This window comes from Clostridium aquiflavi (genome assembly GCF_031344075.1).
GTDB lineage: Bacteria > Bacillota > Clostridia > Clostridiales > Clostridiaceae > Clostridium > Clostridium aquiflavi.
In genome coordinates this window covers 1-23,765 of the sequence record NZ_JAVJAN010000003.1, presented here as the reverse complement: position 1 = coordinate 23,765, position 23,765 = coordinate 1, and the positions used below count along the sequence as shown (strand labels likewise).

Sequence of the window (23,765 nt, the reverse complement as noted above, 5' to 3'; positions counted from 1 at the left end):
CACCCCTGAAATTACAATTTATAATAATCAATTTTAAATTAGCATTTCTATTAAACTATCAAAATATTTCTCTTGAAAATGAACTTGTTCTTGTATTTCTACTTTTGTTATTTTCATTCCTTGCGGAACAACTACCCATTTTTCTTCAACATCATCATTTCTATGGATTATTGCTGCTACTTCACCTATAAACTCCTTTATAGGTTCATTTATTCCCAGAACATATGCATCTTGTTCCTCACCATCTGGTGCTATAATACTAGGTACATATCCATAATTAACAGAATAATATATATCTTTATGCTTCGGATGATATGAGCCTAACGGTCTATCAATTATAACTTTTACGATTTTATTCATCACATTCCCTCCACAAATTACTATTTATCTATTAGTTAATTATATAATATTTTGTAAATACATCCTTATAAATTTTAAAGAACATTTTACTAGTGACTACAACTTTATATATTACAAAAATATTTTTTAAAAATTTTCTCCTTTATCATGTAACTCCTCCTCCAAACACATATATCCTATATGAAATCAAATTAACGGAGGTAAACATTATGGCTATTAACAAATTGCAAACTGGTTGTACTCTTGCTATTAAGGTATAAAAAGGAGAGGATAAACTTGGAGAAAGAGAAAAAACAGTACAAAAACTTATGGGCCATAGTAATATTGCAGTTACAATGAATACCTATACTCATGTCCTAGATAATATAAAAGAAAAAGCAGCATCTAAATTAGATGGCTTAGCAGAAATGATGGAGACCGTTTAGAAATAACGGTCTCTTTTAACATGTATTAATCTTAATAGTATTAAAACTTATATTACAATATTTAAATAGTTTTCTTATAAAACTCAAGTGCTTTAACATACGTTCTTCTTAAACCACCACAATTATTTGGTAATTTAATAGTTTTATATTTATTATTTATCTGAAAAAAATCTAATTTAATTTTCTCATGAATACTATCTTTACCAATTTTTATTAACTCTCCATTATCTTTATTATTTTTATAGTTTGTTACTACTTCTTCTAAATTCTCCAAAGTCTTATATCTAGCTAATTCACTTATATAATTTTCCTTAGAATTACAGCTAAAAAATAATTGATCATATGAATTATAAACTGTTAATTTATTAATTTCAGTAATTTGCTTTTTTGATATTAAATTTATTACACCATTACTTTCATTTAAGCATTTATATACTTCTGAATCATAAAAACATAAAACTTTTTTAGGACTTAAAGGAATAAATATTTGTAAACCACTTGCAACTAGTCCATAATTTATTTTATAATTACGCCAAATATAAAGTTGATTGTAAAATATCACTGGTGAATCAGATGTAATAAAATCATAGTTTGTTTTATTTTCTAAAATAATTGCATCCAAATCAAACATATATTTGTTATTTTCTAATGATGCTGTTATTGGTATTAAATTTGGTATCTTCATAGATTCTTCAAAATCTACTCTATCCATATTACAACTTGAATTATGTATTCCTTCCTCTGGTATTAATTCTTTCAAATAATTTAAAACAAAATTAGTTTCATCTGCGACTTTTTTTGTCCTTGATTTTGAAATTAATATAAAATCATAAAGTTTTAATATGTCTAATTCTATTAAAGACTCAAAATTTAATTTTATAATTTTTCTCATGATTTCTGCCCATTGACTTTCAAATTTACTAAGTAAATGCTCTAATTCACCATCTTCTCCATATAAAAATTTGCTATATGCGACACTCTTTATAGAAGCATTGGGAATATAACTTTTATCTTTATATCTAAACATTCCTATGTTTTTATTATTATTAGAGAAGTTCCTCAAATAAAATTTGGGCACATAATGCTGATTTTTTACAGTACTCATTTTATATCATCTCCATAATTTATAGTTCTATATATAAATTATAAATTCCTTTGATAATTGTTATAATAAAAAAATCAACAGCTTTAATAACACTGTTGACTAAATAGTATAATTATTCATATCTATATTTATTTTAATAAATTCTATAAAATCTTTTAAGAATTTAAAATTTCCAGCACATTTTAAATCTAGCTCGTACAACTTTGCCCCTTTTTTTGCCCCTTATTGCCCCTCACAAATAAGTATTAGCTAGTACATGTTAATATTAACCACCTTGTCAGATGGCTCTATCACTGGCTTTACAGCATTTATTTTTAGACAAAAAAATAAAAGCCGCAACACAACGTGCTACGACCTTTTCTGGCAGGGGCACTAGGATTTGAACCCAGAACCAATGGTTTTGGAGACCACTACTCTACCGTTGAGCCATACCCCTTCACAACAGTATTTATTATATAACATGATTATTAAAAAATCAACTATTTTCTACAATAAATCTGTTAATACTTTTATGTTGTATAATATTAGCTCATCAAAAGACATATTTCCGTAATACTTCCATAAATTCACCACTTTGTATTTCGATAAATCCATATTAGTTTGTTCTGTACCATCTTTTAATATAACTAGTTTCTTTTCATCTAAATTATTAACTTTTATAAACTCTGATATTTCATAATTGTTTAATTTTACTACATGTAATCCTAAGTCTTTAGTTAAATAATCAAAATTATCATTTAAAGCTAGGAATGTATAATCTTTTAATCCTTTTATTTTTTCACTATAGGGTTCTATTTGAACATTTAATTCTTTTATAGCATTATTATAGTTTTCTTCATAATAATCTCTATTTTTAGGGTCTCTATCTTGAACAGCAGCTTTTATATTGTATAAAGCTATCTTATATGAATCTATTCCTTCAAAGTAATAAGGGTTTTCTTTTGATGATTCATTTCCACCATAATTTAGAAGCCTCATACCTCTTGATAAATTAATTATTCCCATACTACCCTTTTTAAGTTCATCTATAAAACTATTTGCCCAAGGTTCAAAACTTGTTCCAGAATAAATAAAAAGATCCATATTAGATACATTTTCTATAATCTCTTTATTGTACTTAAATTCATTAATATCTCTTTCTTCTGTCATCATGTATTGAACATTGTGTTTATTATTAACAATTTTCTTTACCATTTTATATTGTGGTTTATTAACAGTCATTATATTTAAATATTTCTCTCTATCTTCTTTTTGATTATTTTCAGTATTAGCTAATAACGGATTCGCAAATACTCCCATACCTATAGAAAATGTAAGAGTTATTACAATCATAATAAAGGTAATCTTTTTCAAATCGATCTCCTCCGAAAATATATATAAATTATTTCCAAATAAAACTCTAGTAATATTATATCAACTAAATATGTTAAATGTATATATTTTTATTATAAAATTTATTTAAATTTAATTTATTATGTATATTTTTGTATACTTTTTTAACTTATATTAATTAATTTGCCCTATTATTCTAACTTTAAATATAATATTATTATAGATTAATTTTTATAAGTAAAATTATAAGCTTTGATTTTATAATTGAAATTAGATAAAATAAAAAGATGGCAATAATTTTTAATATAAAAGCAAATTAAGTTTAAATGCTAGTGAAAGGAGTTCTTTTTATGGAATTTAATGTTTATAGCATAAATGAAACTACTAACTTAGGTATAGAAATAGGAAAATTACTTAATTCAGGAGATATAATTTGTCTAACAGGAGATTTAGGTACTGGTAAAACTCATATAACTAAAGGCATTGCTCTTGGTTTAGATATAAAAGATGATATTACAAGCCCTACATTTACAATTGTAAATGAATATGATGACGGAAGATTAAAATTAAATCATTTTGATGTATATAGAGTAAATGATCCTGATGAAATATATGCAATTGGATTTGATGATTATATTTTTTCTGATAGTGTGTCTATCATAGAATGGGCAAATTATATTGAAGATATTCTTCCTGATGAGTTTCTTCATATAAATATAGAAAAAGATTTAGAAAAAGGTGATAATTATAGAAAGATAACATTAACACCTTACGGCAAAAAATATGAATATATAAAGGAGTTAAAAATATGATTATACTAAGTATAGATTCATCTTCAAAAGTTGCAACTGCTGCTTTACTTCAAGATGATAAATTACTAGGAGAAATAACTTTAAACAATAAAAAAGAGCACTCTACTATATTAATGACTTTAGTAGAAAATTTATTAGAAAACTGTAATTTAGATATTGATTCTATAGATGGCTTTGTAGTATCTAAAGGTCCTGGTTCTTTTACAGGTTTAAGAATTGGAATGGCTACAATTAAAGGATTAAGCTTTGGAGGAAATAAACCTTATGTAAGTATTTCTAGTCTTGATGCACTTGCATATAGTATTGCTCCATTTAACGGTATAATCTGTCCTGTAATGGATGCATTAAGAAACAATGTTTATACTGCCTTATATAAATCTTGTAACGGAAAGTTAGAACAAATAATGGATTACTCTGCTCTTGATATAAATGAGCTAGTTGATATGCTTAATGAAAAAGGAGAAAATGTTATGTTCATTGGTGATGGACTTAATAATACAAAGGAATACCTATTAGAAAATTGTAATAATTGTTTCTTTCCACCAAATCATCTTAATTTAGTTAGAGCTTCTTCATTGGGTGAATTAGGACTACTAAAACTAAAAAATGGTGAATATGATGATTCTAACTCTGCTCCATTTTATTTAAAAAAACCTCAAGCTGAGAGGGAATATGAAAAAAGGATGAAATTAAAAAGTGAAACTAACAACTAGTTTAATGACTGAAACTGATATTGATGATGTTTTAGAAATTAGCTTATTAAGTTTCCCTACATCTTGGAGTAAAGAATCATATATTCAAGAATTAGCAAATCCTCTTGCTAATTATATAGTTGCGAAATGTGATGATAAAGTTATAGGTTTTATAGGCGCTTGGATAATAATAGATGAAGCCCATATCACAAATATAGCTGTACATCCTAATTTTAGAAGAAAAAATGTTGCTTCTGCTTTATTAGGTGAATTAGTTAAATTAACTAAAAGTGCTAATTGTAATGCTTATACTTTAGAAGTAAGAGCTAGCAATATTCCTGCTCAAGAATTATACAAAAAATATGGATTTGTAGAGCAAGGAGTGAGGAAAAATTATTATCAAGATAATAAAGAAGATGCAATAATTATGTGGCGTATAGATGAAAAAAATAATTCGTAAGCTAATTTAGCCTACGAATTATTTTTATATATTTAATCATTCAGTTATAGTCTTTGAGTTTTTTTCTGGACTTCCAAAGTTAGGTTCTGCCTTAAATATAGATACAGACACCTTTTTATATAAAACATATGTTAATGTACATACCAATATAGCTTTTATTCCATTAAAAGGTACTAAACCCACAGTAACATATCTTAATAATTCTGCACTGCTCATTTGCATACCATATGCTGGTAAAAGCAAATATACATTTGAGATAATTCCTATAATTTCGATACAAACTCCACCTAAAATCATTCCTAAAATAGCTGATTCTTTAGATTTATTTCTTTTATAAAGAATTCCTGCTGGTAATATTAAAGATACTCCAACTAAAAAGTTAGCAAATTCTCCAACAAATCCACTTTGACTTCCTTTAATTAAAAGAATCAATATGTTTTTAATTAATTCTATAGTTACACCTGCCAATGGTCCAAATCCAAATGCTCCTAATAATGCTGGCACATCACTTAAATCAATTTTAAGCCATGGAAATACTGGATAAGGAATTTCAAGGTACATAAGTATAAGTGCTAATGCTGATAATAATGAAATTTTAATTGTTTTGTTTGTGTTTTTGTTCATTTTTACGCCTCCCAAAAGATTATCTCCCTGGTGTAGCTTATTAAGTCTTAAGATAACGTTTTACTACTCTTTGTAAGATTAAATTACAAATTAAGTTGTTCTTAAATTTAATATTTTTATTCTTTAGATTTTATGTTTTCTTAAAGCACATTTTTATATAAATTGTATGCTAAAAATTACATTTCATAACTCTCTAAAAAACAAAAAAACTGATGCATAAATACATCAGGGCATATACTAAATTATTAAGAATAAAACTATCTTAATTCCTAATAGGTTACCTTCTTTCATCCAGACTATACTGTTGGCTTCGGAGTTACACCGAATCTGCTATAAATTTAGCTCGCGGGCTTTACCGCCAGTAGGGATTTACACCCTGCCCTGAAGATATAAGTATTAAATTATTTTTTACTATACATTCATTATATATTCTTAAAATAATTTTTACAACACATTTTTAAACAGTATATATATTATTTACTTTTTTAAAATTTTTTATGATATGTATATACTTTAAATATATGTTGATATATGCACTAGGCAAATTAACATTGTTCCTAAATTCAATTACTAAATCAACTTTGCTTATGCATATATCAACACTTTACTTAAACAGATGTAATATTAATTATGCTAATTCTGGAGAAAACATACTGTTATTATTTTTTATTGTATCTACTGATTCTGTAACATCATTTTTACAGCTTTCATAATTTTCTTTAACAGTATTACTTACTTCTTCAATTCCATTGAAAACAGTATTTTTAACTTCAGTTGTAGTACTCTTTAAAGTATTAAATACATTAATACTTCCGTCTTTAATTTCACTTGCTACAAACTTTACATTTGATATAACATCTTTACTAGTAGAAATTATTGTATTAGGAATATCTTTTGCAATATCCAATGAGTCCTTTAATTTGTTAAGATTATTCACTACTTCACCATAACTCTTAGACATGTCTTCATACCCTTTAACTAGAGTATTTTTAATTCTACCAATAGGCTCTTTTATTGAATCGACTCCATTTTTTACAATGTTAAAAGTTGCTACTGTCTTTTTTATTATATTATCATTAGGATTACTTGTCGCCATTTTAACTCCTACTACAGTGCTTCCAATCTTACCTGATACTTCTAATACATCAGAAGATACAGATACTAATGTCTTACTTCCAACACTAATCATATCAGTAACAGCATTTTTTACATTTAAAGCAGCTTCTTTCAATTCCGATGCTGTAGTTGTTACTTGTTTTACCGTACTAGCTATTTGTGATGATGTTTTATTTATAGTATTTGTTACTGATTTAGAAACGTTCATTATAGTCTTATTGATTGCATTTGAAGCATCTATTACACTTTTAGAAACTGAATTCACAGTATTTTTAACGCTTTCACTTACAGATATAATTGTTTTATTTACATTATCAACTACTGATGTTACTGCCTTTTTTACCGCATTTGCAGTAGATGTTAATCCTTCAAAAAAGTTTCCAAGTGAACTTTTAGTTGTATTTTTTACTTTAGACACTTCATTTTCTGTAGAAGCATCTTTTAAAATTGATGCTTTGTATTCATCAATGTTCATATTATTTTCATTGCTAGATATAGTTTTTTTACTTTGAACTTTACTATTTTTTTGATTTATATTATTTATGTTTTCATTAAAATTTGTGTTAATATTGATAGCTTTTATCATATTTAATCACTTCACTTTCAGTATTTAGTAATTCATTTTTCCTTGAGCCGTATAAGAAGTGTTTTCTAACAATTTGATTTGATCTTCTAAAACAAATTCTCCATCAATAAATAATTTAATTGTCCAAATTCCACAGTTATTTTTATGACTATCATTTAATTCCATCCAAAACCACATTAATATTGGATCTTTTTCATTATCTTTTGTAGCAAATAAATTATTTTCTACTACTTGAAACAATTCTCCCTTCGGGGTAAACCATGCTGTTGTAATGCTATGCAATCCTGTTACATTAGTGAAACCCAATCTTGTAACAACTTTTTTATCTAATAATACATTAAAATTCTTTTTATTTGCTGATTTTTGTTCTTCATTGATATTGCAAGTCACATTATACGAATCAACATGAACAGTATATTGATTATTGTTATACATTCTTTGATTTTTATCATTTATTATAACTACAGACCAAAGCTCCTCATTATCATCTGGTAAATATATATTTGCTGATGAATCATTAAGTTTTAATTCATTATTTATAAGAAATTTGTAATAATGCTCTCCTTCTAAAAGATCACATTTTAAAACCCATTTGCTTCCTTCTCTTACCATATTCCCTTTTGTATGATCAAAATTATTAAAGCTTCCTATAACAGCCACACTATTAACTTCTAAATTCCCTTTTCCTTCGTACTCAAAAATTATCTCCATAACTACCTCCTTTACTAATATTTTCGTTATTATTTTGTGAATATTTACTATTTTCATTTATAAAACAAGAAAATTATGGAATTTAAAAATATATTAAGTAATTTTTAATATTCCATAACTTCTCATATCTTAAAATTAGTATACTGATTAACTAATAGTAATTTTTATTTTTTATCTGAATTTATCTTTGTTAATTTAATGGCTTTTTCATTATAAACTAAAAAAATTCCTGAACAAACTAGTATTAAAGATATTAAAATTTTAATATCAAATATATTTTCTTTAAGAAATATAGCTGATAGTAATGTTCCAAATATAGGTACTAAGAAATTAAAAACTGATATTACTCCAACCTTATTAAATTTTAATAATTGAGTCCAAACAGCAAAAGCTATTGATGATAATAATGCCATATATATTAAAAGCAATGTTGAATTTAATGTAAATCCTTTTAAAGATCCACCAAATAAGAACCCTAATATGCTTAATAGAATTCCACCTATAAGTAATTGATATCCAGTAACTATTGATGCATCTTTATTTTGAGTAATTTTTTTACCATATATTGCTGATGCAGCAAAGATTATTGCTGCTATCATAAGAGAACCTTCTCCTCTCATAGAAAATGCTTGTCCTGTAATTGCTTTACCATTTAAATTAACAATAATTACACCAACAAATCCTATAATACATCCTATAACTTTATTAAAATTTAATTTATCGTTTTTGTATATTATATGAGCTAATATTATACTTGCAAATGTCCCTGTTCCATTTATTATAGATCCTCTTACTCCTGTTGTATAAGATAATCCAATATAAAAAAATATGTATTGAAGAGCTGTTTGAGTAGAACCTAATAAAGTCATTTCTCCAAATTCTCTTAATGAATAATTAAATATATTTTTTTTATTAATTACTTCTAGCAATAATACCAGAATACCTGCAATAGCAAATCTATACCCTGCAAATATTAATTTTGAACATATATCATTTGATCCTATATTAAATAACTGGTAACCAACCTTTATGGCTGGATATGCACTTCCCCATAAAATGCAGCATATAATTGCTAATATAACTATATTTTTTCTATTAGTATAAATTTTTTTCTTATCCATGCGTAACTCCCCCAATTTAAGTTATATTGTGAACAAATAATTAATTATAAAAGACTGTTTCGTAAATAATATTTCTCTAAAATTATTTTGAAACAGTCTTTTTATTAGCTTATCTATTATAAACTTTTTATAATATTAATACTATTTTAAAATAGTTTAATTCTTTATTTTAAGCATTCAATTTTTCTTCTACATCTTTCATGCTTAAAGAAATTCTCTTTCTTTTTGGATCCACTTCTAAAATACTAACCTTTACTATGTCTCCAACCTTTACTATATCTAATGGATGTTTTACAAACCTATTTGCCATTTGACTTTTATGAACCAAACCATCTTGATGAACTCCTATATCAACAAAAGCTCCAAAATCAGATACGTTCCTTACTGTTCCATTTAAAACCATTCCTGGCTTTAAATCTTTAAGTTCTATTATTCCAGTTTTTAATATAGGCGTTGGCATTTCATCTCTAGGGTCTCTACCAGGCTTCTTTAATTCCTTTATTATATCTTTTAATGTAAGTTCTCCAATATCTAAGTCATTACTTAATTTACTTATTCCATTTAGTTCTGCTCTCTTATCTATATCATCTAAATTATTATTTTTTAAATCATCTTTATTATATCCTAATATTTCAATTAACTTCTTTGCAACATTATATGACTCTGGATGCACAGACGTATTATCAAGGTATTCTTTACTTTCAGAAACTCTTAAAAATCCTGCACATTGCTCATATGCCTTCTGACCTAACCTCTTTACTTTTAGTAATTCTTTTCTTGATTTAAATTGTCCTAGTTCTTCTCTATAGGCTACAATGTTTTGTGCAATAGTAGAATTTATTCCTGATATATATGTTAATAAAGATGGTGTTGCTATATTTAAATCCACGCCAACAGTATTAACAGAATCTTCAACCACACCAGCTAATGATTGTTCTAATTTTTTAGGAGTAACATCATGTTGATATTGACCTACACCTATAGCCTTTGGATCAATCTTTACTAGTTCTGCAAGTGGATCTTGAAGTCTTCTACCTATTGATATAGCTCCTCTTACAGTAACATCTAAATTAGGATATTCCTTAGTTGCAAGCTCTGATGCTGAATAAACTGATGCCCCTGCCTCAGATACAATTACATATGATACTTCTTTTCCTTTTTCTTCTTTTATCTCTTTTATCATTTCAGCTATGACTTCTTCTGATTCTCTTGAAGCTGTACCATTTCCAAGAGATATAACATCTACATCATGCTTGTAAATTAATTCTTTTAATGTTTTTTTAGTTCCAGCAATATCTCTCTTAGGTAGCGTAGGATATACCGCTGTATTCTCTAAGAACTTACCTGTTTCATCTAATATTGCAATCTTACATCCTGTTCTAAATCCCGGATCAAACCCCATTACAACTTTACCCTTTATAGGTGCTTGTAATAATAATGCTTTTAAATTTTCTTTAAATATATTTATAGCACCTTCTTCACCAATATTAGTTAATTCATTTCTTATTTCTCTTTCTATTGATGGGTATATTAATCTTTTTAAAGAATCATTTATAGAAAGTTTTAATTTTTCATCTAAAACTTCATTTCCAGTTAAAATATTATTTTCTAAATATCTTATTATTTTATCTTCATTAACTGTAATTTTTACACTTAATACTTTTTCTTTTTCTCCTCTATTAATAGCTAATATTCTATGTGGAGGTATCTTTTTAACTTCTTCCTTATAATCATAATACATTTCATAAGGAGTAGTATCTTTTGAATCACCTTTTGATTCTATAAAACCTTCTTTTATAATTAATTCTCTTATATGTTTTCTAAATTTAGCCTCATCAGATATATTTTCTGCAATTATATCTAATGCTCCTTGAACAGCTTCTTCTGCCTTTAATACACCTTTTTCGTCATTAATGTATTTAGATGCTTCTTCATTTAAATTTCCTTTAAAAACTCCGTCTTGTATTAATTCTGCAAATGGTTTTAATCCTTTTGCTACAGCTATTGTAGCTTTAGTCTTCTTTTTAGGTTTATATGGTCTATATATATCTTCAACTTCTGTTAATGTTGTTGCTTTTTCTAATGCATTTTCTATTTCAGTATTTAATTTTCCTTGCTCATTAATCAATCTTTTAATGTCATCTTTTCTTTCATCTAGATTTCTTAAATAAGTAAGTCTTTCTGATAACTTTCTTAACACTTCATCAGAAAGACCTCCTGTTGCTTCTTTTCTATATCTTGATATAAACGGAACTGTATTTCCATCATCTAAAAGACTTACTACATTGTTAATTTGAGTTAATCCTAAATTCAATTCTGCTGCTAATCTTTCTTCTATAGATTTCATGCTTTCCTCCTAATGACTATATTAAATTATCCACTCTGTTTTATAATTAACTGTTTATATTAAAGTATTAACATACTTCTAAATAAATAAACTTTATAAAATATCTAAGTGACTACTAATATTATAAACTTATTTACATTAATAGCAATATTATATGTATATATTAACCAAAACATAAAATTAAACACTATATTAATTTTAAAAGTTAACATAACTTTTAAATAATTAGCTTTTTGAATTTACATTAAATGTAATATATCCTATATTTTTATTGCTCTTATGTAAAGCTAACTGTATAATTATAATTGGAAATATTTGTAATAAGAGGTGCTGCAGATGATTAAAGTTGTTAATAAAGTTACTTCATTCTTATTATTATTTTTTATATTAGTACTATCTTTAAATAAGTTAAAAGTTATAGATTACTCTGAAGATTTAAGAAACATATTTTATTTTTTGACTCTTATATTAACTATATTTTCAGCTATAAATGTAATCTTAACTACTAATTCCAAACTTTTTAAGTTTATTAACATAGTAATAATATTAAATTTAATTATTGGTGGAATAATTTCTATATTGGAATCTGGATTAAATATGTATATTTATAGTTGCTTAGCTTTTACATCTATTTATTGCATTATTGACATGTTTTATAAAAAAGTATAAATAAAAAATATAAGCTATTCACATAAAATACGAATAGCTTATATTTTTTATGTTGTTTTTAATAATACATTGTAGATGATAATCCAGCTATTAATGCACTAAAAACAAATATGTATAATAATATTACTACGAATGTAAACACAAAGTATGCTAGTCCTGCTTTATTCCAAGTTTTTTGAACTAATAAAAATTCTTCAGCACTTGAATAACTTCCTTTTTTCCATGCCCATTCATTTCCTTTTGCTCCACATACAAATATCCATACTATGTTAAGTAGAGGAACTAAACATAAAAGAGGAAGATAACTATTATTACCTATTCCCCAAAATATATTTAGCATAAATGCTCCCCAATTCCACTTTTTCACTTCTTGTGGAACTTGATTGTTTGAAATATTCTCCATAAATAATGCCTCCAATTATAAATTATGTACACCATATTTTAACTTATTTGATTTTGTTTTTCAATTATTTCTTTTTGTGTAACTATTTACATTGTGTCTTTTTTATTTTACATTTATATTTATATAAAAATATAGTTCATATTGTTAATTAATTATTAATAAACTCTACTATGAGAAATAATTTAAGAGAGGTTAACAATGAAAAAGATTATTTATTACAGTAGTTTATTATTAGTATTTATAGCTCTAGTATTTTCAATATTTCTTCAAACTACATATTATCACTTTAACTCTTCAAACGTTAAAAATAATATTAAAATAATTTCATCTGATGAATATGAAGGTAGATTAACAGGCTCAAGCGGAAATGAAAAAACTGCTGATTTTATAGAAAATTGGTTTAAAGATATTGGTTTAGTTCCATTAACTGAAAATTATAAAGAAAGTTTTTATGTTAATACACCATTTAAGAATGGAAATAATCCCTCATTTAAAATATTAAATGATGATAAAATCTTATATGATTACAAATATGGTGTTGATTATAAAGAGGACTTGCTTAATTTTAATGAAAGTTCAGTTACTTTTAATAAAGAAGATATTCTTAACATTTTCCCTACTTCTTTAACAATAAAACATGATGAAAAAATATATTTGTTTTATACACCTTCATGTAACAACTTTTCTTTTAGAAGTTCCTTTAATGATAAATCTGATTATCAATTTTCAATTGCTATAACTACTGAGTTATATAACAATATACTAGATTCTTTAAGAAGCAATAATATAATAAAAATTACTCTTCCTTATTCTAAGCATGAAAAATCAACCTCTAATGTAGTTGGAGTAATAAATGGAACGTCTAAAAATTTACCGCCACTTGTAATTACTGCTCATTTCGATCATGTAGGACAAGATTATTTAAATAATTGTTATGGCGGTGCATTAGATAATGCTTCTGGTACAGCTTTTTTAATGGAGTTATCTAAGAATTTATCAAGTTTCATAAAACCAAAAAGAGATATTATTTTTGTAGCATTAACTGGAGAAGAGTTTGGATTACTTGGATCTTCAAATTTTGCTCAAAATCATGAAAATCTTATAAAAAATAGTGAAATTATTAATTTTGATATGATTGGTGCTGCTAATACCCCTATTTCTATAATGAGTGGATCAGTATGCAAAAGTAATAAAGATGCTAATATAAATTTATTAAATTCATTAAAAACAATCTGTTCAAATAAAAATATCGATTATAAAATTACATTTGAAGATTGTAGTGATCATGCAAGTTTTACTAATATGGGAATGGATTCTATTACATTATGTCATTCTGATACCTCTAAAATTCATACGCTAAATGATAAAGTAGAGTATATTGATACCAAAGCAATTGATGATGTTTATTCTCTTGTTAAAGATGAAATTTCTAATTATGCTTATGATGATTTTAGATTAGTCTTTTATAGTCATAATTTTATTTTATTTTTATTTGCTTTATTCTTATTTATATTCTTTTTACCCACTATCAAGAAAAAATTAAAACAATACGTTAATAAAAATAAAATTCGTGTAATTTAAATTTTGTTTTTCTACTTATTATATATTTTTTGTAAATCAACTATGCTAGATTTTTAAGTGAATAAATCAAAAAAGTTGAGAGTTAAAAATTTTTCATTAACCCTCAACTTTTTTTATTTTAAGCTCTTTAAGTATGAATTTATAAATAAATCCAAATCTCCATCCATAACTGCAGTAACATTAGAAACTTCTACATTTGTTCTATGGTCTTTAACTAAATTATATGGGTGAAATACATATGAACGTATTTGACTTCCCCATCCCATATCTTTTAGTTCTCCAGTTAAATCTTCAATTTTTTCTTTATGAGCTCTTTCTTTTAATTCTATTAACTTTGCTTTAAGCATTCCCATTGCTGTATCTTTATTAGAAAACTGACTTCTTTCATTTTGACATTGCACTACAACACCAGTAGGAAGATGTGTTATTCTCACTGCTGAGTCAGTTTTATTTATATGCTGTCCTCCAGCCCCTGATGCCCTATAAGTATCAATTTTAATATCTTCTGACCTTATATCAATATCTTGTTCTTTTGTAAGCTCTGGTAATACTTCCATTGAAGCAAATGATGTTTGTCTTTTACCATTAGCGTTAAAAGGTGATATTCTAACTAATCTATGAATTCCTTTTTCAGCTTTAAGATATCCATAAGCATATTCTCCTATGACTTTTAGAGTAACGCTCTTTATCCCTGCTTCATCACCTTCAAGTAAGTCAATCATTTCAACTTTATAATTCTTCTTTTCACACCATCTTGTGTACATTCTAAGAAGCATTTCTGTCCAATCATTTGCATCTGTACCTCCAACACCTACGTGTAATGTAAGTATTGCATTATTCTTATCATATTCACCTGACAATAGAATTTCCATATTATAATTATCAATTTCTTCTTCAATCTCTTTTATATTATTAATTATTTCATATGCAGATTCTTCATCGTCATCATCCATAATTTCTTTTAAAACTTCAATATCATCAAGCTTAGATTGAACACTTTCTACTCTTTGAATCTTGTCTTTTATTCTTTTACTCTCTTTAGTTATCTCTTCTGCTCTTTTAGTATCATTCCAAAAGCCATCTTCTTGCATTTGAAATTCCAATTCACTTAATTGTTTTTCCAAATATTCTTTGTCAAAGAGATTCACTCATTTCAAATATAGATTTTTTTATATTAGAAAGTTTTAATAATTCTTTTTCTAATTCAATAATCAATATATTCACCTCTTCATTTTTTATTTTTAATAACACCATATTACTTATAAACAATTACATTTACTTATCCACAGGTTTTATGTGTTAACAGTTGATAAAAATAATATTGTTATTTAAAAAACTCCGTAGCAAATTTCATAATATTATTTTACTATGAAACTTCTACGGAATTTATTATACTATCTTTATAAATATTTTAATATTTATTTTTAAGCTTCTCTACCACAACAATTTTTAAATTTCTTTCCACTTCCGCATGGACATACATCATTTCTTCCAAATTTATTAAGATTTCTAACTGGTCCTACTGGAGCTGATGGTTTATCTCCATGCACAGCATCTGTTTCTTGTGCAACTCTTACTCTTTCAGGTGCTCTTTCCACTTTAACATGGAATAACATCTTTACAGTTTCCTTCTTAATAGAATCTATCATTTCTTCAAACATAGCGCTACCTTCCATTTGATACGCTTGAACAGGATCTACTTGTTTGAATGCTCTAAGTCCAATACCTTGTTTTAAGTTATCCATATTATTAATATGATCCATCCATTTTGTATCAACAGATCTTAAAAGAACAACTCTTTCTATTTCTCTTAATCTTTCTGATGTAAATTCTTCTTCTTTATCTTCGTAGCTTTTAACTGCAACATCATATAAATGATCTACTATTTCTTCCTTTGACATATCTGCAAGTGCAGGTAAATTCACTTCATTTGTTGGTATACATATGTCATTTAAGTATGATATTAAGAATAAGAAGCTTTCTCTATAATCTTCAGCATCTTCTTTAATATGAGCATCAACTGCATCTGATATTACATCTCTTAACATATGTAATATTTCTTCTTTTACATCTTCACCCTCAAGAACTTCTGCTCTTTGTTTGTAGATAACTTCTCTTTGTTTATTCATAACATCATCATATCCTAATAATGTTTTTCTTATATCAAAGTTATTACCTTCAACTTTCTTTTGAGCATTTTCTATAGACTTAGAAACAAGTTTACTTTCTATTGCTTCATCTTCTTGAAGACCAAGTTTTTCAACAACACCTTGAATTTTTTCTGATCCAAAAATTCTCATTAAATCATCTTCTAATGAAATAAAGAATGTTGATTCACCGTTATCTCCTTGTCTACCAGAACGTCCTCTTAATTGGTTATCTATTCTTCTTGATTCATGTCTTTCAGTACCTATTATCTTAAGTCCACCAATTTCAAGAACACCATCTCCAAGCTTAATATCAGTACCTCTACCAGCCATATTAGTAGCTATAGTAACCATACCTTTTTCTCCAGCATGAGTTATTATTTCTGCTTCTTGTTCATGGAATTTTGCATTTAAAACTTGATGTGGAACGCCTTTTTTCTTAAGCATACTTGAAATCAATTCTGATTTTTCAATACTTACAGTACCAACTAGTACTGGTTGACCTACTTCATGCGCCTTTGCTATCTCATCAACAACAGCCATGATCTTTCCTTTTTCACTTTTAAATACTAAATCCGGATTATCTATTCTAACAACTGGTTTATGAGTTGGAACAACAATAACATCTAATCCATAAATTTCTCTAAATTCATTTTCTTCTGTTAATGCTGTACCTGTCATTCCTGATAATTTTTCATACATTCTGAAGTAATTTTGGAACGTAATAGTCGCTAATGTCTTAGATTCTCTTGCAATCTTAACATTTTCTTTAGCTTCTATTGCTTGGTGAAGACCATCCGAATATCGTCTTCCTTCCATAAGTCTTCCTGTAAATTCATCAACAATTATTACTTCTCCATCTTTAACCATGTAATCTTTATCTCTTCTCATTGCATAGTTAGCTTTCAATGCTTGAGTAACATAATGTTGTAATTCTACATTTTCAGCATCTGCATAATTTTCTACTTTAAAAGTTTGTTCTGCTTTATGGAATCCTTCATCAGTTAACATTACTGCATTAGCTTTTTCATCTATTGTATAATCTTTTTCTTTTACTAATGTTTTAACAAAATAATCTGCTACTTTGTAAAATTCTGTAGATTTTTCTCCTTGACCAGAAATTATAAGTGGAGTTCTAGCTTCATCAATTAATATTGAGTCAACTTCATCTACTATAGTAAAGTTCAATTTTCTTTGAACTCTTTCTTCTTTGTATATAACCATATTATCTCTTAAATAATCAAAACCAAATTCATTATTTGTTCCATAAGTTATATCTGAGTTATATGCTTCTCTTCTTTGTTCATTAGTTAATTCATGAACAATAACACCCGTTGTCAATCCCAAAAAGCCATATAATTCTCCCATTTGTTCAGCATCTCTTTTTGCAAGATAATCATTAACTGTTATTATATGAACACCCTTGCCTGTTAATCCGTTTAAATATGCTGGTAAAGTTGCTACTAATGTTTTACCTTCTCCGGTCTTCATTTCAGCTATTCTACCTTGATGTAAAACAACTCCTCCAATAAGTTGCTCATCATAATGTTTCATATTTAATACTCTTTTAGACGCTTCTCTAACTACTGCAAATGCTTCTGGTAAAATATCATCTATTGCTTCACCATTGTTAAGTCTTTCTTTAAACTCTACAGTCTTTGCTTTTAATTCATCATCTGAAAGTTTTTGCATAGCTTCGTCTAATTCATTTATTTTGCTGACAATAGGTCTAATTCTCTTTACTTCTCTTTCACTATATGTTCCAAATACGGCACTTAATAATCCCATAATGTCATCCTTTCAAACTACATATTTTGTCAATAAAAGTAATTTACTTTCTTGCAAATCGTACATTCTATCATTATAACATTCTCTATCAATTATTTTCAATAAAATTTACAATTTTTTGTTTAATATCAATTTCCAGCATAAGAATAATGTGGATTATATATACGTTTTTTATTAAAGTTACCTTAAACCTAGATTTTATCTAGCTTTTTTCATTTAATTTACCATAAAATAAAAATCCTCTAGCATATTACTAGAGGATTTCCAAATTTTTGTTTTATCTATATTCTGGATCTAACAATCCATAATCGCCATCTTTTCTTTTATATATTACATTTATTTTATTACTTTCTACATCTTGATAAACAAAGAAATTATGTCCTACTAATTCCATTTGAAGTATTGCTTCATCTACATCCATAGGTTTAACACCAAATCTCTTTCTTTTAACTAGCTTGGCTTCTTCTTCATCAGCTGCAACTGGAGACAAATCTACTATTTCTCCAAACTTTAATGATCCATTCTTTTTTCTAGATAATTTAGTTTTTTGTTTTCTAATTTGTCTTTCTAGCTTTTCCTCAACTAAATCTATAGCTCTATACATGTCTTCATTAGCTTCTTCTCCTCTTAATACGACTCCATTAAAAGGTATCATGACTTCTACTATTTGCCTATTTCTTTGTACGCTTAAAGTAGCCTTGGCTTCTATATCAGAATTAAAATATTTTCCTAACTTTGAAATTTTCTTTTCAACCATTTCTCTCAATGCATTAGTTAACTCAATATTTTTTGCTATAACTATTACTTTCATAAAAATCCAGCCCCTCTCTGTATAAAACCTTTTAGACAAAATTTATTTTATTTATTAACTATATTTTACTACTTTTTTTCCTAGTTAACAAGAGTAATATTCAGAATTTACAGAAAATTCTTAGTTTCTATTTTATTCTTTTTATTACAAAATATTACTTATGAACATATAAAAAAAGTAAAGCTAGTTGACCTGGTTTTTGCCCCCACACTCGCCTGCTGGAGCTTTTGCTACTAAAAGTTAATTCCTCACTACTAACCCTCTCACTCTTCATGAATGGCAGGACTCACTTCTATACCGCACCATGCTCATTAGACATTTTGTCTAACTTAAGTGGATCGTTTTGCCTGCGACTAGCATCGACTTTCAACCACAAACCTAGCTTTACATTAATATTATATATGACTTTTCGCTAAGGTCAATAGTTTTATTTCTTTTGCTCCATATTTTTTTAATACTTTATATCCTTCTCTTATTGTAAAACCAGTAGTTGTAACGTCATCAATAAGTATTATTTTTTTATCATTTAAATCAATTTTCTTTATTATATCAAAAGAACCACTAATATTTTCTTTTCTTTCATTTTTATTTAACATTTTTTGTTCTTTTGTGTCTTTTACTTTAATTAATATTTTTTTACATTCCATATTTAACGAACTAGCGATTTTTTTAGCAATATATTCACATTGATTAAAACCTCGCTTTTTTTGAGATTTAGTAGTCATAGGTATATATGTTATTATATATTCTTTATAATTTATATTATCGATAATATATTTTTCTAAAAATTCAGATAGGATATCCCCTGCTGTAAAATTATTCTTATACTTAAATTTAAGTATAAGCTCTTTTATTACTCCACCATAATACCCATAACTTATTATCTCATTATCATTGTTTTTAATACATGTAATTTTAGACTTACAAATATCACATATTCCAGTATAGTCATTTCTATTACATAATATACAATAATTTTCAATTGGATATATTATTGAAACTACACTTTCATATATAATTTTTATTATTTTTTTGATCTTTTTTCCCATATTTTTCTGTTAAATTCTCTTGATAATTCTTTTGCTTTATCAATATCTTCTGAAACATTATTAGATACTAATAACACTTCAGGTAACTCCTTATTTATTTGTCCTATTTTTCCACATAAATACATGAGTTTCTTGTACGTGTACCTAATATCATCTGCAAATAAGATAACCGCATCATTAACAAGACAATATTCACTCAACTCCTTAACTTTATCAGTTATTATAAATATTGCCTTATCTTTATATTTTAATACTCTACCACATCTTTTAAATTCCTCTTCTTCAGATACCTTTATAACTTTTACACCTTTCATTATTAATTGTGTTTCAAAATATTCATAAACCGAATTTAATCTTTCCTTATCTGGAGTATAAATAGCAACTTTCTTTCTCATATTTACAAACCATTTAAGATATTCATATAAATTATACGGTATATCTGTGTTTAAGTTTATTCTTGTTGTTAAAATTCTAGGTTCAACAAATGGTTTTTCATAATTATATGGTGATAATTCAATAAATTCTCCATTTAAACTTATTTTCTCTATTCCATAAAATATTATTTTGTTACTTAAAATAGAACAAATATCCATTTTATTTCTTAGATTTAAATTATCAATATTTGAAAAATATCCTATATCATCAAATATAATTAAATCGTATTTTCCTCTAATAAGACCTAAATTTCTTTCATTTACAAATGTTAAATTAGTAATGCCTTTACCACATTCAATATACGAATAAGTTATCTCTAAGTTAACTTCTCTTAATAGAGTTAATAATTCTCTATTTTCTCTATTATTTCCCCAAATATACAGTATCTTTCCGCCTTGCATCGAAATTTCATTTATTATATCTGAAAATATATATGATGTATTAAAAGGCACTGTAATTATATTTAAAAATTTTATGTTCTTTTTATACCAATGAGCTATTTTATCTATTGCATAATTCAATTCTTCATAATCAAGCTGATTATATTTGCCCATCTAAAAATCTCCTTTTATAAATTATAATATTATGCTACTCTATTGCATTAGTCAGTATATCTTTAATTCTATATTTTAATCCAGAATACCGCTCCATGATATTCGTATTTCCAACCATGTAAATTAAAGCTCTTTTCACACCTACAACTACAACAAGTTCTTTTGCTCTAGTTATACCAGTATATAAAAGATTTCTATTCATCAAAAAAGGACTTCCCATAAATACGGGAATTATTACAACTTTAAATTCACTACCTTGACTTTTATGTATTGTAGTAGCATATGCTAGGTCTAATTCATCTAAATACATAAAGTCATATATAACTTTTCGTTCATCATCGAATGTTATAGTAAAGCTTTTATTTTCTTCATCTATGCTTTGTATAAAACCTAAATCCCCATTAAATACTCCAACACCTTCATATTCTCCCTCACCTTTAATTCTAGTCCATTTTAAAGAATAATTATTTTTAGTTTGCATTACTTTATCACCTTCTCTAAAAATAATTTCTTTTATCTTCTTTTCTTTCTTATCTTTTGATGGTGGATTAAATACCTTTTGAAGATTTATATTTAAATTATTTACTCCAAGTACTCCCTTTCTCATAGGACTTAAAACTTGCATATCTCTAAACTTATCCCATTGCTTATTAAAACTTGGAAGTCTCCTATTTATTAAATCTATGATAACATTAACTGTTTTGTTTAAGTTTTCTTCACCAATAAAGAAAAAATCTTTATTCTTTTGATTTAATATAGGTGCCTCACCTTGATTTATTCTATGAGCATTAGTTGTTATTAAACTTTCAGTTTCTTGCCTAAATATTTCATTTAGCCTTACAACTTTAATATAGTCACTTTCTATTAAATCTTTTAATACATTCCCAGCTCCCACTGATGGTAATTGATCAACATCACCAACAATTATTAATCTAGTACCTAAATTAACAGCTTTTAATAAATTATGCATAAGCATTATGTCTATCATGGAAGCTTCATCTATAATTATGACATCAGTATCTAATGGAGATGATTCACTTTTTCCAAAAACAGAATCATCTTCTGATACACCTATTTCTAATAATCTGTGTATAGTCTTTGCTTCACGACCTGTTGATTCTGTCATTCTTTTTGCAGCTCTTCCAGTTGGTGCACCTAATATTACATCCATGCCGTTTTTTTCATATATATCAATTATACATTTAATTATAGTGGTTTTTCCTGTACCAGGACCACCTGTTATTATTTCAATCCCATTATTAAAAGCTCCAAGTATAGCTTCTCTTTGAGATGTAGCAAACTTTATATTATATTCCTTTTCTAATACATTTATTTCAAAATCCAAGTCCGAATTAATAGTTTGTATTGTTTGCATACCTAAAGTAATTATTTTATTCGTAACTCCTAACTCACAATAATAGTAAGGGAGCAAATATACAGCTTCTTCTTCTCCCAATTTTTCTAATATTATATTTTTGGAAGCAGCTATTGAGTATACATTCTCCTCTATTAATATTCTTTCAATGGATAAAAGTTTTTCACAATCTTCTATTAATTTTTCTTTTGGCATATATGTATTCCCTAATAAACAAAACTGATTTAAAGCATGCTTTATACCACTTTTTATTCTAAACTCTGAATTATCACTTATACCAAGATTCATAGCAATTCTATCTGCCGTTTTAAATCCAATTCCAACTATCTCTTCAGATAATATATAAGGATTTTCTGAAACTATTTGGTTAGATGATGGTCCAAATTTTTTATATATTTTCATACATTGATTATTACTTAACCCATACTTATGGAAATGTAGTATAACTTCCTTTAATCCATTCTGTTCCATATAAGATTCATATATTATCATGAACTTCTTTTTTCCTATACCTTCTATTTCCATTAATCTTTCTATATGATTTTCTAGTATATCTAAAGTTTCTTCACCAAACTTATCAATTATCTTTTTAGCTGTAACAGGACCTATTCCATGTATTATTCCTGCACTTAAATATTTCTCTATTCCATCTAATGAATCTGGCAATACCTCTTCAAATTCAGCTATTTGGAATTGCTGTCCAAACTGCTTGTGCACAGTCCAATGTCCTTTTATTTTTACATTTTGTCCCTCTTTTATAAATGGAATAGTCCCAACTGCACTTATTAAGTTTTTAGCAGTTCTTATTTTACAAACTACATATCCAGTTTCTTCACTTTTAAATACGATGTTTTCAACAAAGCCATCTATGACTTCCATATAATCTCTCCAAATCATCAAAATAAATTTATTTTATAAACTCTATTAATCTAATCTTTATTAAAAATAATGTTTATAATATTATACTATGAATAATAAATTTATAAAAATTTAAATACATACTGTTTATATTATCGACATGATCTTTAAAAATAATATGTTGTTTTAATAAGAATCTTTTTAAAATTCGATATAGCTTTACTTATGAATATATCACCACTTTGCTAAAATATAAGAACAAAATCGCTAAGGCGACTTTGGAGCTGTCGATTTTTTTAGCCATGCGCCCTTTCCAAACACAGTGCAGGAATAATGGTGCGGCATATGATTATTTTTTATTCTTTAGGGGTACTCATAATACCTTTAAAACACATTATTTTAAA

The 23,765-nt window shown here is 26.4% G+C and carries 20 protein-coding genes, 1 tRNA gene and 1 riboswitch; of the genes, 5 read left to right on the top strand and 16 right to left on the bottom strand.

Translation table 11 applies throughout. The annotated features are described in order from the left end of the window. Window positions 1-33: 33 nt before the first annotated feature. The 4 genes from RGC78_RS01345 to RGC78_RS01330 all read right to left on the bottom strand — a co-directional run bounded on the left by RGC78_RS01345 (window position 34) and on the right by RGC78_RS01330 (window position 3,243). Window positions 34-360 (bottom strand): inorganic pyrophosphatase, encoded by a 327-nt coding sequence (locus RGC78_RS01345; protein ID WP_309555862.1) that lies wholly within the window; start codon window positions 358-360, stop codon window positions 34-36. A 486-nt stretch (window positions 361-846) separates the two neighbouring features. After that, complete coding sequence (locus RGC78_RS01340) at window positions 847-1,890, bottom strand: DUF4238 domain-containing protein (RefSeq protein WP_309555860.1); 1,044 nt, start codon at window positions 1,888-1,890, stop codon at window positions 847-849. Between the two features lie 361 nt (window positions 1,891-2,251). After that, a tRNA-Trp gene (locus tag RGC78_RS01335) sits at window positions 2,252-2,326 on the bottom strand. A gap of 50 nt (window positions 2,327-2,376) precedes the next feature. Then, complete coding sequence (locus tag RGC78_RS01330; protein ID WP_252224437.1) at window positions 2,377-3,243, bottom strand: metal ABC transporter substrate-binding protein; 867 nt, start codon at window positions 3,241-3,243, stop codon at window positions 2,377-2,379. A 329-nt stretch (window positions 3,244-3,572) separates the two neighbouring features. Here RGC78_RS01330 and tsaE point away from each other — a divergent pair, with 329 nt between their 5' ends. From tsaE to rimI, 3 genes are read left to right on the top strand one after another with little or no spacing between them, the layout of a single operon-like run. Then, window positions 3,573-4,034, top strand: coding sequence for a tRNA (adenosine(37)-N6)-threonylcarbamoyltransferase complex ATPase subunit type 1 TsaE (gene tsaE / locus RGC78_RS01325; protein ID WP_252214428.1), 462 nt, complete (start codon window positions 3,573-3,575; stop codon window positions 4,032-4,034). Continuing rightward, entirely contained in the window at window positions 4,031-4,747 is a 717-nt protein-coding gene (tsaB, locus tag RGC78_RS01320) for a tRNA (adenosine(37)-N6)-threonylcarbamoyltransferase complex dimerization subunit type 1 TsaB (protein WP_252224431.1), read from the top strand. The genes tsaE and tsaB overlap by 4 nt, the downstream gene beginning before the upstream one ends. Then, window positions 4,731-5,186, top strand: a complete 456-nt coding sequence (gene rimI, locus RGC78_RS01315; protein WP_252214424.1) for a ribosomal protein S18-alanine N-acetyltransferase — start codon at window positions 4,731-4,733, stop codon at window positions 5,184-5,186. The genes tsaB and rimI overlap by 17 nt, the downstream gene beginning before the upstream one ends. Before the next feature lie 36 nt (window positions 5,187-5,222). Here the strand turns inward: rimI and RGC78_RS01310 are convergent, their stop codons facing one another. The 5 genes from RGC78_RS01310 to RGC78_RS01290 all read right to left on the bottom strand — a co-directional run bounded on the left by RGC78_RS01310 (window position 5,223) and on the right by RGC78_RS01290 (window position 11,691). Further along, entirely contained in the window at window positions 5,223-5,810 is a 588-nt protein-coding gene (locus tag RGC78_RS01310) for an ECF transporter S component (protein WP_309555857.1), read from the bottom strand. Window positions 5,811-6,085: 275 nt separating this feature from the next. Further along, window positions 6,086-6,203, bottom strand: a riboswitch (FMN riboswitch). Window positions 6,204-6,438: 235 nt separating this feature from the next. Continuing rightward, window positions 6,439-7,512 (bottom strand): hypothetical protein, encoded by a 1,074-nt coding sequence (locus tag RGC78_RS01305; RefSeq protein WP_252214420.1) that lies wholly within the window; start codon window positions 7,510-7,512, stop codon window positions 6,439-6,441. Window positions 7,513-7,536: 24 nt separating this feature from the next. Further along, a complete protein-coding gene (locus RGC78_RS01300; RefSeq protein ID WP_252214418.1) occupies window positions 7,537-8,223 on the bottom strand; it encodes an early set domain-containing protein in 687 nt (228 codons plus the stop codon). Window positions 8,224-8,387: 164 nt separating this feature from the next. Further along, the gene (locus RGC78_RS01295; protein ID WP_252214416.1) at window positions 8,388-9,344 is read right to left on the bottom strand and encodes a DMT family transporter; all 957 of its coding nucleotides are present in this window, start codon (window positions 9,342-9,344) and stop codon (window positions 8,388-8,390) included. A gap of 169 nt (window positions 9,345-9,513) precedes the next feature. Beyond that, window positions 9,514-11,691, bottom strand: coding sequence for a Tex family protein (locus RGC78_RS01290; RefSeq protein ID WP_309555855.1), 2,178 nt, complete (start codon window positions 11,689-11,691; stop codon window positions 9,514-9,516). 336 nt (window positions 11,692-12,027) lie between these two features. Between RGC78_RS01290 and RGC78_RS01285 the strand changes: the two genes are divergently transcribed. Beyond that, window positions 12,028-12,360 (top strand): hypothetical protein, encoded by a 333-nt coding sequence (locus RGC78_RS01285; RefSeq protein ID WP_252214412.1) that lies wholly within the window; start codon window positions 12,028-12,030, stop codon window positions 12,358-12,360. 58 nt (window positions 12,361-12,418) lie between these two features. Here RGC78_RS01285 and RGC78_RS01280 read toward each other — a convergent pair whose 3' ends face one another. Further along, window positions 12,419-12,763, bottom strand: a complete 345-nt coding sequence (locus tag RGC78_RS01280) for a ribonuclease G (RefSeq protein WP_252214410.1) — start codon at window positions 12,761-12,763, stop codon at window positions 12,419-12,421. A gap of 198 nt (window positions 12,764-12,961) precedes the next feature. Here RGC78_RS01280 and RGC78_RS01275 point away from each other — a divergent pair, with 198 nt between their 5' ends. Continuing rightward, the gene (locus RGC78_RS01275; RefSeq protein ID WP_252214408.1) at window positions 12,962-14,344 is read left to right on the top strand and encodes a M28 family metallopeptidase; all 1,383 of its coding nucleotides are present in this window, start codon (window positions 12,962-12,964) and stop codon (window positions 14,342-14,344) included. A gap of 113 nt (window positions 14,345-14,457) precedes the next feature. On the opposite strand, the gene prfB is transcribed toward RGC78_RS01275, so the two are convergent. The 6 genes from prfB to recD2 all read right to left on the bottom strand — a co-directional run bounded on the left by prfB (window position 14,458) and on the right by recD2 (window position 23,382). Beyond that, window positions 14,458-15,559, bottom strand: a protein-coding gene (gene prfB / locus RGC78_RS01270) for a peptide chain release factor 2 (protein ID WP_350339618.1) whose coding sequence is annotated in 2 segments (ribosomal slippage) — window positions 14,458-15,480 and window positions 15,482-15,559 — 1,101 coding nt in all. Because the reading frame shifts where the segments join, the coding sequence is not laid out codon by codon here. Window positions 15,560-15,768: 209 nt separating this feature from the next. Next, on the bottom strand, window positions 15,769-18,279 hold the full coding sequence (gene secA, locus RGC78_RS01265) for a preprotein translocase subunit SecA (RefSeq protein ID WP_252214404.1): 2,511 nt from the start codon (window positions 18,277-18,279) through the stop codon (window positions 15,769-15,771). A gap of 277 nt (window positions 18,280-18,556) precedes the next feature. Continuing rightward, complete coding sequence (gene hpf, locus RGC78_RS01260; protein ID WP_252214402.1) at window positions 18,557-19,090, bottom strand: ribosome hibernation-promoting factor, HPF/YfiA family; 534 nt, start codon at window positions 19,088-19,090, stop codon at window positions 18,557-18,559. Window positions 19,091-19,485: 395 nt separating this feature from the next. Next, window positions 19,486-20,139: a ComF family protein gene (locus tag RGC78_RS01255; protein WP_252214400.1), complete on the bottom strand. Its 654-nt coding sequence runs from the start codon at window positions 20,137-20,139 to the stop codon at window positions 19,486-19,488. After that, window positions 20,115-21,128 (bottom strand): hypothetical protein, encoded by a 1,014-nt coding sequence (locus RGC78_RS01250; protein WP_309555854.1) that lies wholly within the window; start codon window positions 21,126-21,128, stop codon window positions 20,115-20,117. The genes RGC78_RS01255 and RGC78_RS01250 overlap by 25 nt, the downstream gene beginning before the upstream one ends. 34 nt (window positions 21,129-21,162) lie before the next feature. Then, entirely contained in the window at window positions 21,163-23,382 is a 2,220-nt protein-coding gene (recD2, locus tag RGC78_RS01245; RefSeq protein WP_309555853.1) for an SF1B family DNA helicase RecD2, read from the bottom strand. Window positions 23,383-23,765: the final 383 nt, after the last annotated feature.

Excerpts from the sequence above, each read along its gene's own strand:
- RGC78_RS01345 (WP_309555862.1), bottom strand. The coding sequence starts at position 360 with ATGAATAAAATCGTAAAAGTTATAATTGATAGACCGTTAGGCTCATAT.
- RGC78_RS01340 (WP_309555860.1), bottom strand. The coding sequence starts at position 1,890 with ATGAGTACTGTAAAAAATCAGCATTATGTGCCCAAATTTTATTTGAGG.
- tsaE (WP_252214428.1), top strand. The coding sequence starts at position 3,573 with ATGGAATTTAATGTTTATAGCATAAATGAAACTACTAACTTAGGTATA.
- tsaB (WP_252224431.1), top strand. The coding sequence starts at position 4,031 with ATGATTATACTAAGTATAGATTCATCTTCAAAAGTTGCAACTGCTGCT.
- RGC78_RS01310 (WP_309555857.1), bottom strand. The coding sequence starts at position 5,810 with ATGAACAAAAACACAAACAAAACAATTAAAATTTCATTATTATCAGCA.
- RGC78_RS01305 (WP_252214420.1), bottom strand. The coding sequence starts at position 7,512 with ATGATAAAAGCTATCAATATTAACACAAATTTTAATGAAAACATAAAT.
- RGC78_RS01300 (WP_252214418.1), bottom strand. The coding sequence starts at position 8,223 with ATGGAGATAATTTTTGAGTACGAAGGAAAAGGGAATTTAGAAGTTAAT.
- RGC78_RS01295 (WP_252214416.1), bottom strand. The coding sequence starts at position 9,344 with ATGGATAAGAAAAAAATTTATACTAATAGAAAAAATATAGTTATATTA.
- RGC78_RS01290 (WP_309555855.1), bottom strand. The coding sequence starts at position 11,691 with ATGAAATCTATAGAAGAAAGATTAGCAGCAGAATTGAATTTAGGATTA.
- RGC78_RS01285 (WP_252214412.1), top strand. The coding sequence starts at position 12,028 with ATGATTAAAGTTGTTAATAAAGTTACTTCATTCTTATTATTATTTTTT.
- RGC78_RS01280 (WP_252214410.1), bottom strand. The coding sequence starts at position 12,763 with ATGGAGAATATTTCAAACAATCAAGTTCCACAAGAAGTGAAAAAGTGG.
- RGC78_RS01275 (WP_252214408.1), top strand. The coding sequence starts at position 12,962 with ATGAAAAAGATTATTTATTACAGTAGTTTATTATTAGTATTTATAGCT.
- secA (WP_252214404.1), bottom strand. The coding sequence starts at position 18,279 with ATGGGATTATTAAGTGCCGTATTTGGAACATATAGTGAAAGAGAAGTA.
- hpf (WP_252214402.1), bottom strand. The coding sequence starts at position 19,090 with ATGAAAGTAATAGTTATAGCAAAAAATATTGAGTTAACTAATGCATTG.
- RGC78_RS01255 (WP_252214400.1), bottom strand. The coding sequence starts at position 20,139 with ATGGGAAAAAAGATCAAAAAAATAATAAAAATTATATATGAAAGTGTA.
- RGC78_RS01250 (WP_309555854.1), bottom strand. The coding sequence starts at position 21,128 with ATGGGCAAATATAATCAGCTTGATTATGAAGAATTGAATTATGCAATA.
- recD2 (WP_309555853.1), bottom strand. The coding sequence starts at position 23,382 with ATGGAAGTCATAGATGGCTTTGTTGAAAACATCGTATTTAAAAGTGAA.